This window comes from Agromyces mediolanus, assembly GCF_044917495.1.
Taxonomy (GTDB): domain Bacteria; phylum Actinomycetota; class Actinomycetes; order Actinomycetales; family Microbacteriaceae; genus Agromyces; species Agromyces mediolanus_B.
Map to the genome: position 1 here is coordinate 468,905 of NZ_JAVSSI010000002.1, position 14,811 is coordinate 483,715.

General features: G+C 73.8%; 13 protein-coding genes. 7 read left to right on the forward strand and 6 right to left on the reverse strand.

Going from position 1 to position 14,811, the window contains the following annotated elements:
- Positions 1 to 5 precede the first annotated feature (5 nt).
- Positions 6 to 1,040: an alpha/beta hydrolase fold domain-containing protein gene (locus ROT00_RS04930; RefSeq protein ID WP_404772818.1), complete on the forward strand. Its 1,035-nt coding sequence runs from the start codon at positions 6 to 8 to the stop codon at positions 1,038 to 1,040.
- 190 nt (positions 1,041 to 1,230) lie between these two features.
- Here the strand turns inward: ROT00_RS04930 and ROT00_RS04935 are convergent, their stop codons facing one another.
- From ROT00_RS04935 to ROT00_RS04960, 6 genes are read right to left on the reverse strand one after another with little or no spacing between them, the layout of a single operon-like run.
- Positions 1,231 to 2,865, reverse strand: a complete 1,635-nt coding sequence (locus ROT00_RS04935; protein ID WP_404772820.1) for an ABC transporter substrate-binding protein — start codon at positions 2,863 to 2,865, stop codon at positions 1,231 to 1,233.
- A gap of 38 nt (positions 2,866 to 2,903) precedes the next feature.
- Entirely contained in the window at positions 2,904 to 3,719 is an 816-nt protein-coding gene (locus ROT00_RS04940; protein ID WP_230763740.1) for an ABC transporter ATP-binding protein, read from the reverse strand.
- On the reverse strand, positions 3,716 to 4,561 hold the full coding sequence (locus tag ROT00_RS04945; protein ID WP_404772822.1) for an ABC transporter ATP-binding protein: 846 nt from the start codon (positions 4,559 to 4,561) through the stop codon (positions 3,716 to 3,718). The genes ROT00_RS04940 and ROT00_RS04945 overlap by 4 nt, the downstream gene beginning before the upstream one ends.
- On the reverse strand, positions 4,558 to 5,436 hold the full coding sequence (locus ROT00_RS04950) for an ABC transporter permease (protein WP_404772825.1): 879 nt from the start codon (positions 5,434 to 5,436) through the stop codon (positions 4,558 to 4,560). The genes ROT00_RS04945 and ROT00_RS04950 overlap by 4 nt, the downstream gene beginning before the upstream one ends.
- The gene (locus ROT00_RS04955; RefSeq protein ID WP_404772827.1) at positions 5,433 to 6,389 is read right to left on the reverse strand and encodes an ABC transporter permease; all 957 of its coding nucleotides are present in this window, start codon (positions 6,387 to 6,389) and stop codon (positions 5,433 to 5,435) included. Before ROT00_RS04955 ends, ROT00_RS04950 begins: the two co-directional genes overlap by 4 nt.
- The gene (locus ROT00_RS04960) at positions 6,386 to 8,023 is read right to left on the reverse strand and encodes an ABC transporter substrate-binding protein (RefSeq protein ID WP_404772829.1); all 1,638 of its coding nucleotides are present in this window, start codon (positions 8,021 to 8,023) and stop codon (positions 6,386 to 6,388) included. The genes ROT00_RS04955 and ROT00_RS04960 overlap by 4 nt, the downstream gene beginning before the upstream one ends.
- A gap of 261 nt (positions 8,024 to 8,284) precedes the next feature.
- On the opposite strand from ROT00_RS04960, the gene ROT00_RS04965 reads away from it, so the two are divergent.
- Genes ROT00_RS04965 through ROT00_RS04990 form a run of 6 tightly spaced genes read left to right on the forward strand, consistent with a single transcriptional unit; the run spans position 8,285 to position 14,779 of the window.
- Complete coding sequence (locus ROT00_RS04965) at positions 8,285 to 8,974, forward strand: pyroglutamyl-peptidase I (protein WP_404772831.1); 690 nt, start codon at positions 8,285 to 8,287, stop codon at positions 8,972 to 8,974.
- On the forward strand, positions 8,971 to 10,293 hold the full coding sequence (locus tag ROT00_RS04970) for an amidohydrolase family protein (RefSeq protein ID WP_404772833.1): 1,323 nt from the start codon (positions 8,971 to 8,973) through the stop codon (positions 10,291 to 10,293). The genes ROT00_RS04965 and ROT00_RS04970 overlap by 4 nt, the downstream gene beginning before the upstream one ends.
- The gene (locus tag ROT00_RS04975; RefSeq protein WP_404772835.1) at positions 10,290 to 11,675 is read left to right on the forward strand and encodes a dihydroorotase; all 1,386 of its coding nucleotides are present in this window, start codon (positions 10,290 to 10,292) and stop codon (positions 11,673 to 11,675) included. The genes ROT00_RS04970 and ROT00_RS04975 overlap by 4 nt, the downstream gene beginning before the upstream one ends.
- On the forward strand, positions 11,672 to 12,757 hold the full coding sequence (locus tag ROT00_RS04980; protein WP_404772837.1) for an aminopeptidase: 1,086 nt from the start codon (positions 11,672 to 11,674) through the stop codon (positions 12,755 to 12,757). Before ROT00_RS04975 ends, ROT00_RS04980 begins: the two co-directional genes overlap by 4 nt.
- Entirely contained in the window at positions 12,754 to 13,509 is a 756-nt protein-coding gene (allE, locus tag ROT00_RS04985; protein ID WP_404772839.1) for a (S)-ureidoglycine aminohydrolase, read from the forward strand. The genes ROT00_RS04980 and allE overlap by 4 nt, the downstream gene beginning before the upstream one ends.
- On the forward strand, positions 13,499 to 14,779 hold the full coding sequence (locus ROT00_RS04990; protein ID WP_404772841.1) for an amidohydrolase family protein: 1,281 nt from the start codon (positions 13,499 to 13,501) through the stop codon (positions 14,777 to 14,779). Before allE ends, ROT00_RS04990 begins: the two co-directional genes overlap by 11 nt.
- Positions 14,780 to 14,811 lie beyond the last annotated feature (32 nt).

The window sequence follows — 14,811 nt, forward strand, 5'->3', positions numbered from 1 at the left end:
CCCCCGTGACCCGCACTCGTCCCTCCGGCGGTCGCGGCGGGCGCACGCGCCCGGTGCTCGCCGCCGCTGCCGCCCTCGCGGCGCTGGCGGTGACGGGCGTGCTCTCCGGCTTCCACCTGCCGCTCCAGCCGATCGAACCGGACGTCACCGGGGCGCGCAGCGAGATCGCGAGCGTCGAGCCGATCGGCATCCGCACCTTCGAGGCCCCCGCGGGACTCGTCGTCGAAGAGGATCTCGCCTACGGCGTGCGCGAGGACGGCACGCTGCTCACGCTCGACGTCTGCCGTCCCGCCGACGCGGGCTCGGCGACCGAGGACGGGACGGATGCCTCGACGGGCATGCGGCCCGCGGTCGTCTCGATCCACGGCGGCAGCTGGGCCCGCGGCGACAAGGCGAACGCCGACTGGCGCAACGTCTGCCTCTGGCTCGCGAGCGAGGGCTTCGTCGCGGCATCCGTGAACTACCGGCTCGTGCCGGCCGCGGTCTTCCCCGCCCAGCTCGACGACGTCGCGCTCGCGGTCGAATGGCTGCGCGATCCTGCGCAGGCCGAGCGCTTCGGCCTCGATCCCGCCCGCATCGCCGCCTTCGGCGGATCGGCGGGCGGCAGTCTCGCCGCGCTGCTCGGCACCCGCGGCGACGGGGCGCTCGACACCGGGTCGCGGGTGGCGGCGGTCGCGGAGCTATCGGGCCCCGTCGCGCTCACGGGACTCGCGCTCGACGCCGACGGCGCCTCGCCCTGGCTGCGCTCGATCGTGACCGACTACCTCGGCTGCGAACCGGGGGCGGCCGCGTGCGAGGCGGCGGCCGAGGCATCCGCGGCGACGCACCTGGATCCGAGCGACCCGCCGATGTTCGTCGCCCAGTCGGATGCCGAGGCGATCCCGCTCGGCCAGCAGACCGCGTTCGTCGCGGCGGCCGACGCCGCCGGGGTGACGGTGCAATCGCTCGTCGTGCCGGGGTCGGCGCACTCGATCGGCATCCTCGATGCCGCCATGCGCGCGCGGGTGGCGGCGTTCCTGCACGCGGCGCTCGGCGGGTGAACCGGATGGCCCGCTGAGCCGGGTTGGTCGCTGAGCCCCGTCGAAGCGGCGGCGATCACTTCGACGAGCTCAGCGAACCAGGATGCGATGGTCCGCTGAGCCCCATCGAAGCGGACTCCTCGCTTCGACAGGCTCAGCGAACCAAGCGGCTCAGCGAACCAAGCGGCTCAGCGGACCAGGATGGATGGCCCTACTCGCCGCCGATCATCGCCGCCCAGGGGTAGTTGAGCTGCACGGCGGCGGTCGGCGCCCCGGTGAGGCCCTTCCCGAGGAACACCGCGTTGTACGGGGTGTAGATCGGCAGCCAGGTCGGGTCGTCGATCTCGATCGACTGGGCCTCGATGAGCGAGGCCGCCCGCTCCGCGTCGTCGGAGCTCGCCCGGGAGGCGTCGATCGCCCGGTCGAAGTCCGCGTTCGACCATCCGGAGAGGTTGAAGAAGTTGTCGCTCTCCAGGTACTGGTAGATCTGCGTGGGGTCCGGGAAGTCCGTCTGCCAGAGCGAGAAGATCAGGTCGATGCCGTCGCGGGCGGCCGGGTCGCTGTAGAGCGCGTTGTAGCCGTCGGCGGGCAGCGAGGTGAGCTCCGCCTCGAGTCCGATCGCCTTCGCGGCGCGCTGCACCTCGGCGCCGATGATCGGCATCTCGGCCTGCGAGTTCGTCACCGCGATGGTGAGGGTCTCGCTCGGGGCGCCGGCCTCGGCGACGAGCGCCTTCGCCTCCTCGAGCCCGCCGGTCGCGTCCGCGATCTCCTGGTATGCGCGCTCGAAGTCCGCCCGCGCGAAGCCCCAGGTGCCGGGCGAGGCGGGAGCGGCGAGCGGGTCGGCCGCCCCGGCGACCGCCGCGGCGATGATGCCCTCGCGGTCGATGCTCATCGCGAGCGCCTGCCGGATGCGGGGGTCGGCGAGCGCGCCGTCGAGCGAGGTCACCATGGCGACGTAGCTGCCTGAGGTGCGGCCGAAGGCGAGCGTGCCCTGACCGCCGCCCTGGAGGCGGGCGAAGCCCGAGGCGGGGACGCCCCAGGTGCCGTCGACCTCGCCCGAGAGCAGCGCGTTCACCCGGGCCGCGGGATCGCGCACGAAGGAGAAGTCGACCTCGGCGACGAGCGAGGGCAGCGAGTCGTCCCAGTAGCCGTCGTAGCGCTCGAGGGTGATCGCCTCGCCGGCCCGCCAGGAGGCGAGCGAGTACGGGCCCGTGCAGTCGATGTCCGAGCCGGGGGTGCCGAACTCGGCGCCCTGGGCCTCGGTCGACGCGCGGTTCACGATGCGACCGGCGCCGGTCGCGAGCGCCTGCGAGAGGGTCTGGTCGGGGGCGGTGAGCGTGATCGTCACCTGGTTCGGCGCGGTCGCGACGATGTCGGCGACGTTCGCGTACACGGCGGTGTGGAACGAGCCGAGTTCGTCGCTGCGCGCGCGGTTCAGGCTGTAGACCACGTCGTCGGCGGTGAGCGGCGCACCGCTGTGGAAGGTCACCCCGTCGCGCAGCGTGTAGACGAGCGTCAGCGGGTCGGGCTGCTCGAACGACTCGGCGAGCGCGGGCTCGATCGTGAAGTCCGGCGCGATGCGCATGAGGCTCTCGCAGACGTTCGAGAGCACCTCCATCGGCGGGAAGTCGTTCGGGTAGATGGGGTCGAGCGAGGACGGCTCGGCGTAGAGCGCCCAGTCGAGGCGCTCGACCTCGGTGCTCGGGGCGGGCAGCGACTCGGTGAGCTCGGGCTTCGTCCCCTTCGAGGGGGACGGGCCGGCTGCGGTGCAGCCGGCGAGGAGCACGGCGGCGGCGAGGGCGGCGGCGCCCCCGAGCAGTCGCGGCGTGCGGCGGGACATCGGCATTGATCTCTCCTTGCGGGGGATGCGGGACGGACGGGCCGTCACGCGAGCTGACGGAGGAAGGTGCGGCGGTCCCGGGAGACCTGATCGGGGTCCCATCCGGGTCTGGGCACGCTGCTGAGGAGCAGGCGCGTGTACGGGTGCTGCGGATCGCGCAGCACCCGGCTCGTCTCGCCGGACTCGACGACCTCGCCGCGGAACATCACGATGAGCTCCTCGGTGATCGAGCGGACGACCTCGAGGTCGTGGCTGACGAAGACGATGGCGACGCCGGTGTCGGCGCGGATCCGCGCCAGTAGCCGGAGGATCTGCGCCTGCACGGAGACGTCGAGCGCGCTCGTCGCCTCGTCGAGGAGCAGGAGGCGCGGGGATGCCGCGAGCGCCCGTGCGATCGCGACGCGCTGCCGCTGCCCGCCCGAGAGCTCGCGGGGCAGGGCGCGGCGGGCGCGCTCGGGCAGGTCGACCTGGTCGAGCACCTCGCGCCGGCGGGCGGTGCGTGCGGCGCCGCGGAGCGCGGTGTGCAGCGAGATGATCTCGTCGATCGCCTCCTCCGGCGTCTGCCGGGGGTCGAGGCTCTGGTAGGGGTCCTGGAAGACCATCTGCATGATGCCGGCCCGCTCGTGGCGGGCGCGCCGGGAGGTGCGCGCCTCGAGCTCGGTGCCGGCGACGACGATGCGGCCGGCGTCGGGCTGCTCGATGCCGGTGATGAGCCGGGACAGCGTCGTCTTGCCGGAGCCGGACTCGCCGACGACGCCGAGCGATCCGCCCGCGGCCAGCTCGAAGGAGACGTCGGTGACGGCCTTCACCCGACCGTGGTCGTACGTCTTGCTCAGGCTCTCGACGGTGAGGATGCTCATGCGGCGCCTCCGATCGGCGTCGGCGCCTCGGCGTCGAGCCGGGAGGGCATCGCGTCGAGGAGCTTGCGGGTGTACGGGTGCTCGGGCCGCTCGAAGACGTCGAGGGCGGGGCCCTGCTCGACGACGACGCCGGACTGCATGACGTGGATGCGGTCGCAGCTCGCCGCGGCGAGGTCGAGGTCGTGGGTGACGAAGACGATCGCGAGCCCGCGCTCCTCGCGGAGCCGCCGCAGGAGGCCCATGATCTCGGCCTGGGTGGTGACGTCGAGCGCGGTGGTGGACTCGTCGGCGAGGAGCAGGCGCGGCTCGGTGGAGAGCGCCGAGGCGATCATGACGCGCTGCAGCATGCCGCCGGAGAGCTCGTGCGGGTAGCGCTCGGCGAGCGTCTCGGGGTCGGGCAGGCCGACCTCGTCGAGGAGGGAGACGACCTGCTGCGCGGCGCGGGCGCGGCTCCAGCCGCGGGTGCGGCGCAGCCCGTCGGCGACGAACGCGCCGATGCGCTGGTAGGGGTTCACGTGGGCGCGGGGGTCCTGGAAGATCATGGCGGCGATCTCCCGGCGCACCTGGAGCACCTCGCGGCGGCCGGCGCCGACGAGCTCGCGTCCGGCGACCCGCACCGAGCCGGTGATCCTCGCGCCCTTCGGCGAGAGGCCGACCGCGGTGCGCAGCGTCATCGACTTGCCCGAGCCCGACTCGCCGACGAGGCCGACGATCTCGCCCTCGGCGCACGAGAGGCCGACGCCGTCGAGGATCCGCGCCGCGGCCTCGCCCTGGCCGACGTCGAGCCGGAGGTCCTCGATCGCGAGCACCGGGCCATCCATCTGCTGGTTCGAGCCGCTCATGCGCTCGTCCTCCTCACACGCTCCGCGATGCCCTCGCCCAGCAGGCTGAAGCTGACGACGGCGATGACGATGACCGCGCCCGGCGCGAGCGCCGGGGCGGGCGATCCCTGGATCAGCGCGGCCTGCCCGGCGGCGACCATGGCGCCCCAGTCCGCCTCGGGCGGCTGCACGCCGAAGCCGAGGAAGGAGAGGCCCGCGAGGTCGATCATCGCGTAGCCGAAGCAGAGCGAGGCCTGCGCGAGCACGAAGGGGGCGATGTTCGGCACGAGGTGCAGCGAGGTGATCCGCCAGGCCGACATGCCCTGCAGCTCGAGCGCCCGGATGTAGGGCGTCTGCCGCTCGGCGAGTGCCACGCTCCGCGTCGTGCGCGCCATGTACGGGATGTACGCGACGGCGAGCGCGGCCACGGTCGAGGCGAGGCCCGGACCGAAGACGGCGACGATCAGGATGGCGAGCAGCACGCCCGGGAAGGCGAACAGGATCTCGACGAAGCGGGAGGCGGTCGCGTCGACCCAGCCGCCGCGCCAGGCCGAGAGCACGCCCACGGCGACGCCGATGAGCGTGGAGCCGAGCACGACGCCGAGCGGTCCGAGGAGGGAGATGCGGGCGCCCCAGATGACCCGGGAGAGCACGTCGCGGCCGGCCTCGTCGGTGCCGAGCAGGTGCGCGGCCGACGGTGGCTGCAGCGCGTCGATGAGGGAGACCTGGTTGGGGTCGTAGGGCGCGATCATCGGGGCGAGGATCGCGACGAGCACGAGCACGCCGAGCGCGATGAGCGCGGCGAGGGTGAGCGCGTTGCCGCGATGGCGGATGGCGAGCCACGACCGGCGGGTGAGCAGATGCGTCGAGCGCGTCTCGGTGGTGGGGAGCGTCACCTCGCGCCTCCCTTCGCCCGGGCGCGGGGTTCGAGCACCGGGTAGAGCAGGTCGACGACGAGGTTCGAGAGCACGAACACGGCGACGATGATGAGGATGACGGCCTGCACGACGGGGAAGTCCTTCACGTTCACGGCCTGCACGAGGAGCGAGCCGATGCCGTTCAGGCCGAACACCGTCTCGACGATGGTCGTCGTGACGAGCAGGCCGGAGATGACGAGGCCGGCGAGGGTCACGACGGGCACGATGCCGCCGCGGAACGCCTGCCCCCAGATGACGCGCGAGGAGGAGAAGCCGCGCACCCGGGCGGTCTCGACGTACTCCTTGCCGAGCGCGCCGATCATCGAGGTGCGCGTCGTCCTCAGCACGAGCGCCGCCGAGGAGAGCGCGAGCGCGATCGCCGGGAGCGTCAGGTGCCAGAGCCGGTCGCCGAAGCCCTCGCCCGCGCCGAAGGCGGGGAACCAGCCGAGGGTGACGGCGAACAGGGAGGTGAGCGCCATCGCGACCACGAAGGACGGGGTCGCCATCGCGACGGTGCTGACGACGATCGCCGTGCTGTCGACGCCGCCGCGCTTCACCGCGGCGAGGACGCCGACGAGCACGCCGACGACGAGGATCAGCACCGCGGCGTAGCCGACGAGCAGCGCGGTCGTCGGCACCCGGCTGGCGATGAGCTCCGCGACGGGCTGGCGGAACTGGATCGAGAGGCCGAAGTCGCCGTGCACGACGCCGCCGAGCCAGAGCACGTACTGCGAGAGGAACGGCTCGTCGAGGTGGTACTGGTCGCGGATCGCCTGCAGCGTCTCCTGCGTCACCGAGTTGCCGCGCACGAGGAAGGACTCGGGTGAGCCGGGCGCGAGGTACATCGCGCCGAAGACGATGAAGGAGGTCGCGAGCAGGACGAGGGCGAGGGAGCCGACGCGCCGGGCGAGCGGGAGCAGCCAGCCGCTCATCCGGCCGCCCCGATCATCGCCGCCCACGGCGAGTGCAGCTGCACGTAGGAGGCCGGGGCCCCGGTCGCACGGGCGTTCAGGAACATCGTGTTGTAGGGCGCGTAGAGCGGGATCCAGAGCGACTCGTCGACGACGATCCGCTGCGCCTCGATGATGGATGCCGCGCGCTCGGCGGGGTCGGACTGGGTGCCCGCCTGCGCGATGAGGGCGTCGTAGTCGGGGTTCGAGAAGCCGAAGAAGTTGTAGAAGTTGCCCGTCTCGAAGTAGCGGTACATCTGCAGCGGGTCGGCGAAGTCGGTGCCCCACGCGGTGAGGTAAAGGTCGATGCCCTTCCGCGCCTCGGCGTCGGTGTAGACGGCGTAGTACTGGTCGACCGGGACCGAGCTGATCTCGACGTCGAGCCCGATCTTCGCGGCGGCCGACTGGATCTCGGCGCCGATCACGGGCGTCTGCGCCTCGGCGCTCGTCGTGGCGAGCACGATGGGCTCGGTCGGGGCCGTGGTGGTGGCGAGCAGCTCCTTCGCGGCGTCGAGGTCGAGCGTGGCCGACTCGATGCCGTCCCAGGCCGATTGGAACGCGTCGCGCTCGTAGCCCCAGGTGCCCGGCACCGCGGGAGCGCGCTGCTCCTGACCGGCACCGGCGATCGCGACGTCGATGATGGCCTGCCGGTCGATGACCATCGACAGCGCCTCGCGCACGACGGGGTCGGCGAGCGGGCCGGTCGGGTCCATCACGATCGCGTTGTAGCCCTGGGTGCTCGGCCCGTAGTAGACGGTGCCGACGCCGCTGCCGGAGAGGCGGGTGATCGCGGAGGGCGCGACCTCCCAGGTGCCGTCGAGCGAGCCGGAGAGCAGCCCGTTCACGACCGCGGCGGGGTCGCGCACGATGTCGAACTCGACGGTCTCGGTCTTCGCCCGGAGCTCGGGGTCGAAGTAGTCGTCGTCGCGCACGAGGGTGATCGACTGGCCGGAGTCCCAGCTCTCGAACTCGTACGGGCCGATGCAGTTCACGCCGCCCTGCGGGGTGCCGTACGTCTCGCCGAGCTCCTGCACGGTGGCCGCGCGCTCGACGACGCCGGCGGGGCTCGACATGTACGCGTTGAACAGCTCGTCGGGCGCGCTCAGGGTGACGGTGACCTCGAGCGGACCGGTCGCGGTGATCGACGCGACGTTCGCGAACGCACCGGACCAGAACGAGCCGGCGGCGGGGTCGAGGTGGCGCTGGAGGCTGAACACGACGTCGTCGGCGGTGAGCGGCGAGCCGTCGTGGAAGGTGGCTCCGTCGCGGAGGGTGTAGACCCAGGTCGTCGCGTCGGGGTGCTCGAACGACTCGGCGAGCGCGGGCTCGAGCGAGAGGTCCGGGGCGAGCCGGAGCAGGCCCTCGCAGACGTTCGCGAGGATCGAGCCGGTCGTGTTGTCGGCGTTGTAGATCCAGTCGAGCGAGGCCGGCTCGCTCGAGACGGCCCAGGCGATGCGGTCGAGCTCGCCGGCGGGGGCCGGGGTGAGCTCGACGACGTCGACGGCCGCGGTGCTCCGTTCGGGTGCTGCGGGCGTCGCGCACCCGGCGAGCACCACGACGGCCGCGGCGCCTCCCGCGATCATGGCCCGTCGTGCGGCCTTGGCTGTGCGCCTCATCACTGCTCCTCACCTCGTCGTGGGTACGTGCGATCGACGGCGTTCCGGTTGCGGTCAGGGGGGTTCCGCCTGCGGTGGCCGATGGGGGCCGTCTGCCGATGAGTAAACACGGCGGGCTGGATCGCTGTCAAGCGAATGGAACGTTCTTTTTTTCGGATGTAACGTTCCTTTTCGTCTCGGCATGGGCTACCGTGAGGTCCGGCGACGACGTGGTCCGGTGGCTTCCCGGCACGTCGAATCCGTGATGCGAAGGAGCGAGACGTGAGCCAACCGTGGATTCTGATCACCGGCAACGGCGCGTTCGGCGACACCGCCGAACGCACCGACCTGCGCTATGCCGTCAACCCGAGTTCGGAGCTCGCCGCCGAGCTCGACGGGGAGACCGTGGCCGGGCACCTGCTGGTCGGCCGGAGCCTCGCCTGGCACCGCCACCCCGCCGAGGCGCTCGCGCCGATCCTCGACGAGGCCGCGACGCCGCCCGCCGCCATCCTCTCCACCGGGGTGTTCTCCGGCCGCAGCACCGTCTCGATCGAGCGCATCGCCGCGAACGTGCAGGACTTCCAGTTCGCCGACGACGACGGCTTCCGCCCGGCCGGCGACCCCGTCTACGCCGACGGCCCCACCGCCTACCTGGCCACCGTGCCGATCAAGGCGATCACGCACGCGATCCGCGAGCGCGGCATCCCCGCCCTGCTCTCCAACTCGGCGTCCACGCACGGCTGCAACGCCGTGATGTACACGGCGCTCCACCTCGCGGCCGAGCGCGGCCTGCCCACCCGGGCCGGGTTCATCCACCTGCCGGACACCCCGGGCCACGTGGCCCGCATCGGCAGCAACGGCCCGAGCATGGACCTCCGGCTCCAGGCCGAGGCCGTGCGCATCGCCGCCGCGGCCGCGATCGCGCACCCCGACGCCGACCTCGACGTCCCCGCGAACGAGTGGGAGTGGTGAGCGCCATGACGACGACCGGCCCCGCCCTCCGCATCACCGGCGCCGCCCTGCACGGCCGCCCCGGCGCGCACGACGTGCTGCTCCGCGACGGCGCGGTCGCCTCGATCGAGCCGAGCGGCTCCATCGGCGCCGCCGCCCTCGCCGAGTGGGCCGACCGCGCCGACGCCGAACGGCTCGACGCCGCCGGCGGGCTCCTCGCCCGCGCCTTCGTCGAACCGCACCTGCACCCCGACAAGTCGTTCAGCCTCTCCGAGCTCGACCCCGCCGAGGCATCCGGACTCGACCACTTCGCCCGCTCCAGCCGGATCAAGGCCGGCTTCACGCCCGAACGGGTCGCCCGCCGGGCGCGCCGCGCCTTCGAGCTCGCCGTCGCGAACGGCGTCACCCGGCTCCGCGCGAACATCGACATCGACTCGATCGCCGGGCTCCGCGGCTTCGAGGGCGTGCTGCAGGCCCGCGAGGAGGTGCGCGGCACCCTCGACGTCGACCTCGTCGCCTTCCCGCAGGAGGGGCTCGGCCGCGACCCCGGCGCCCTGCCCCTGCTGCGCGAGGCCCTCCGCTCGGGCGCCGACCTCATCGGCGGCTGGCCGAACGTCGAGGAGGGGGATGCCGCGCAGCGCGCGCACGTCCGCACCGTCTTCGAGCTCGCCGAGGAGTTCGACGTCGACGTCGACATCCACGCCGACTGCTGGCTCGACGAGCGCGAGCGGATGCTCGAGGTCGTCGCCGACGAGACCCTCGCCCGCGGCTTCCAGGGGCGCGTGCTCGCGAGCCACTGCTGCGGCATCGAGCGCTACTCCGACGAGGACGCGCGCCGCGTCGCCGCCCGCGTCGCCGAGGCCGACGTGCGCGTCGCGATCATCCCGCTGAACCTCGTCGACGGCGGTCCGCGCGGACTCTCCCGCCCGCACGAGCTGCGCCGCGCCGGCGCCGAGCTCGTCGTCGGCAGCGACAACCTGAACGACGGCTGGTACCCGCTCGGCACGCTGAGCCCCCTCGACCGCGCCTACATGACCCTCGTCGGCGGCGGCTACGGCGACGACGACGTCGACCTCGTCTGGCACATGGTCGCCTCGGGGGCCGCGCACGCCCTCGACGATCGCACGCGGGCGGATGCCGAGGCCTGGCGCGCCCCGGACGTGACGCCCGGGATGACCGCCGACCTCGTGCTCCTCGGCGCGCGCGACCGGCTCGAGGCGCTGCGCCGCCCGGGCGGCGCGCTCACCACGATCAAGGCCGGACGGGTCGTCGCCAGGCGGAGCGTCGACGAGTCCGTCGCGGATGCCGGCATCCGCCCCGCCGCCGGGGTGCGCGCATGAGCCGGGCCGCTCTCGCGATCGTCGGCGAGCGCGTGCTCGTCGGCGACGAGCTCGTCCCCGCGACCGTGCTCGTCGACGGCGGCCGCATCACGGCCGTGCGCCGCGGGGCCGACCGCGAGGCCGACGCCGAGCGGGTGTTCGACGCCGGCGACGACGTCGTCTCCCCCGGCTTCGTCGACCTGCACGTGCACTTCGACAACCCGGGCGACGACCTCGCCGCCGACTACCGGATCGGCACGGCGAACGCCGCGCTCGGCGGCTGCACCTTCGTCATCGAGCACCCCTTCACGACCCCGCCGACGACGACCGCCGCCCGCTACGCGGCGAAGTCGGAGCTCGGCGCGCAGGGGGCGATCGTCGACTTCGGGCTCTGGGGCGCGCTCACCGGTCCCGGGCTCGGCGAGCTCGGCGGGCAGCGCGAGCTCGGCGCCCCCGGCTACAAGGCCTTCCTGCCCGAGAACGACATGGACTACCCCTCGGCGAGCGACGACGACCTCCGCCAGGGACTCGCCGAGACCGCCCGCCACGGCGGGCTCGTGCTCGTGCACGCGGAGGACCGCGAGGGGCTGAGCGCCGCGATTGCCGCCGAGCGCGCCGCCGGCCGCACCGACTACGCCGCCGTGCTCGCCGCGCGCAGCCCGGAGCTCGAGCTCGAGGCCGTGCGCCGGGTGCTCGCGATCGCCGAGGAGACCGGCGGGGCCGTGCACTTCGTGCACCTCTCGCTGCCCGAGGCCGTCGACCTCGTCACCGCGGCGCGGGAGCGCGGCGTGACCGCGAGCTGCGAGGTCACCGCGCACCACCTGCTGCTCGACGCCGAGGACTTCCTGCGGCTCGGCTGGACGGCCCTCTGCGCGCCGCCGCTCCGGGCCCGTCCCGAGGTGGAGGGGATGTGGCAGCGGCTCCGCGACGGCGCGATCGACGCCGTGGTCTCGGATCACTGCGTCTACTCCGTCGCCGACAAGGCCGTCGCCGAGCACGACGCGCTCGGCGGCCCGTTCGGCATCCAGAGCGCCCGCGAGTTCGCTCCCCTCTTCCTCGACGAGGCGCTGCGCCGAGGGTGGACGCTCCCCGACGCGCTCGCCCTCATCACGAGCCGGCCCGCCGAACGCTGCGGCGCCGCGCCCGCGAAGGGGCGGATCGCCCCCGGCGCCGACGCCGACCTCGCGGTGCTCCAGCTCGGCGAGGCCCGAGCGGTGCAGTCGGCCGGGCAGTTCGGCCCCGACCGCTGGTCGCCGTACGAGGGCCGGCCGAGCACCGTCCGGGTGCGGGCCACGATCGCCCACGGCGAGTTCGTCGTGCTCGACGGCGGGCTCGTCACCGACCACGGCCCCGGCGCCTTCGTGCCGCTCGCGGTGCCCGCCCCCGCCCGGAGCTCCGCGTGAGCGGGCCGGCCGCGAGCAGCGCCGCGACCGGGCTCCAGCGCCCGAGCGCGTTGCCGCCCGTCAGCGACGCGGACCTCGACCGCGGGGCGCGCGAGCTCATCGACACCTGCCTCGCCGTCACCGCGGCGGACCGGGTGCTCGTCATCGCCGACGAGCCGACCCGCGGGCTCGCCGAGCGCATCGTCGCCGCGGCCTCCCGGGTCGCCGCCGACAGCCGGCTGCTCCTCGTGCCGGGCCTCGACGACGACTACCCCGCCGCCTTCGCCGCGATCGCCGCGGCCATCACGGGCGACCGCCCGAGCGTCACCGCGTTCGCCGCGCGCGACGGCGACGACCGGCTCGCGTGGGACGAGCGCTTCTGGGCGCTCCTCGACGGCGTCGGCGCCCGGCACGCCCAGCTCACCGCGCTCGACCGGCCGAGCCTCGGCATCGGCCTCGCCGCCGACTACCGCGAGGTCGCCCGCTTCAGCGAGCTCGTCCGCGCACGGCTCACGGGCGCGGCGACGGCCGAGGTCCGGAACGCCCTCGGCACCGAGATCCGCTTCGCCCTCGATCCGGCCCGGCCCTGGACCGCGTTCACCGGCCTCTACCACGCCCCCGGCGAGGGCGGGCGGCTGCCGCAGGGCGAGGTCTTCTGCTCGCCGACCGGCGCCGACGGCGTCATCGCGGCGAGCGTCCTCGGCTACCCCTTCAACGCCTCGACCGGGCTGCTCGCCGAGCCCGTGCGCTTCGAGGTGCGGGGCGGACGGCTGGTGGGCCTCGAGCACCCCGACGCGGGGCTCGCCGCCCGGCTCCGCGAGTGGTTCGACCGCGACGAGCACGCCGGCCGCATCGGCGAGTTCGCCGTGGGCACCAACCGCGCCTGCACCGCCCTCAGCGGGAACCTCCTCTTCGACGAGAACGTGCCCGGCTGCCACATCGCGTTCGGCCACCCCTTCGGCGACTACACCGGGGCGCACTGGCACTCCGAGGTGCACGTCGACCTCGTCGTCGAACGCCCCACGATCACCGTCGACGGGGCCCCGCTCCTCGTCGACGGGCGCTACCCCGACCCCGTCCCGGCCGATTGGAGCCCCGAGTGACCAGCTACCGCAACGACTACCTGAGCGCGAGCCGCGGCCGCGTCGGCGACCGCTACTACCTGATGACGCCGGACACCATGGTCGAGAACACGCTGCCCGGCCTGCCGCCGTACGCCGCGACCGTGCTCGCCGCGCCGCAGGGCAGCCCCGCCCGCTTCGGCCAGTACCTGCTGCAGCTCGAGGCCGGCGCCGCGAGCACCCTGCCCCAGGGCGCGGGCTTCGAGAACTTCCTCATCGCGCTCGACGGCGCGCTCCGCGTGCGCTCGGCCGGCGAGGAGTGGCTGCTCGAGGACGGCGGCTACCTCTTCCTCCCCGAGGGGCGCAGCTTCGAGCTCGAGGCCGTCGCGGCATCCCGCGCCCTCTGGGTGAAGAAGCGCTACCTCGCCGTCGACGGCGTCGAGGCGCCGCCGGTGGTCTCCGGCCGGCTCGGCGACATCGTCGGCATCGACGACGACGGCATCGACGGCAGCTACGGGCAGCTGCTGCCCGACGACGAGCGCTACGACCTCGCGATGAACGTCATGCGCTTCCAGGGCGGCGCCCGGTTCCGGATGGTGGAGATCCACCACCAGGAGCACGGCCTGTACCTCCTCGAGGGCGGCGGCGTGTACCACCTCGACGGCGAGCACGTCGACGTGCAGCAGGGCGACTTCATCTACATGGCGCCGTACTGCACGCAGGCGTTCACCGCGACCGGCCCCGAGGCATCCGCCTACCTGCTCTACAAGGACGTGAACCGCGATGGCTTCTGAGACGACCGCCGACCTCCTCGTGCGCGGGGCCCGGCTCGACCGGGACGCCGCCGGCGCCGGGGCGCCCGCCGACGCCGTCGTGGACGTCGTCGTCCGCGACGGCGCGATCGCCGCGATCGGACCGGATGCCGGTGCCGGCATCTCCGCGACGGAGGTGATCGACGCCGACGGCGGACTCGTGACGACCCCGTTCGTCGAGCCGCACAGCCACCCCGACAAGGTCTACAGCCGGCAGCGGATCGCCGAGCTCGGGCTCGTCGCGCACGGCCCGCGCCCCGTGCTCATGCAGCGCCAGCGCGACCTCAAGGCCGCGTTCACGGTCGACGACGTCGCCGAGCGGGCGGGCCGCTTCCTCCGCGCCTCGGCGCTCGAGGGCATCGGCCTCCTCGCCGGGCAGGCCGACATCGACTCGGTCACCGGCCTCGCCTCCGTCGAGGGCGTGCTGCGGGCCCGCGCCGACTGCGACGGCGTGATCGAGACCGTCGTCACCGCGTTCCCGCAGGAGGGGATGGTCGGCGACGCGCGCGCCTACGGGCTCGTCGCGGAGGCCCTCGCGATGGGCGCCGACCGCGTCGGCGGCTGGCCCAACAACGAGGCCGACGAGGAGGCCAGCCTCACGCACCTGCGGCTCGTCTTCGAGCTCGCCGAGCGCTTCGGCCGCCCGATCGACATCAACGTCGACTACTTCACCGACCCGAGCGAGCGCCTGCTCGAACCGCTCGCCGAGCTCACGATCGCCTACGGCATGCAGGGGCTCGTCAATGCGAACCACGTCGGGGCGCTCGAGACGTACGCCGACGACGACGCCGCCCGGGTCATCGAGAAGGTCGCCGAGGCCGGCATCGCCATCACCGTGTGCCCCTCGAACCTGCAGAGCTCGTACCCGTACCGGGGCGTCTCGCGGCCGAACGAGCTGCTCGACGCGGGCGTCACCGTGACGATCGGCACCGGCAACCACGAGGACAACTGGGAGTCGCTCGGCACCCTCGACCCGCTCGAGCGGGCGCGCTTCGCGTGGCACGCGCTGCCGCTCGCCGATCGTGCGGGCGAGGGCGTCGACGACGCCTGGCGGATGGTGACGAGCTCCGCGCGGCGCGCGGTCGGGCGGCCGGCGCCGCGGCTCGAGGCCGGAGCCGAGGCCTCCTTCGTCGTGCTCGCCGCCGGCGACCGCCTGCACGCGCTCCGCAACGAGGCCGGCTCGCGCTGGACGGTGCGTCGCGGCGCGCTCGTCGCGTCGCGACGCGTCAGCCGCGAGCTCGTCTACAGTTGATGGCGTTCCCCGCGCCTGGTGCCGACGGAGAG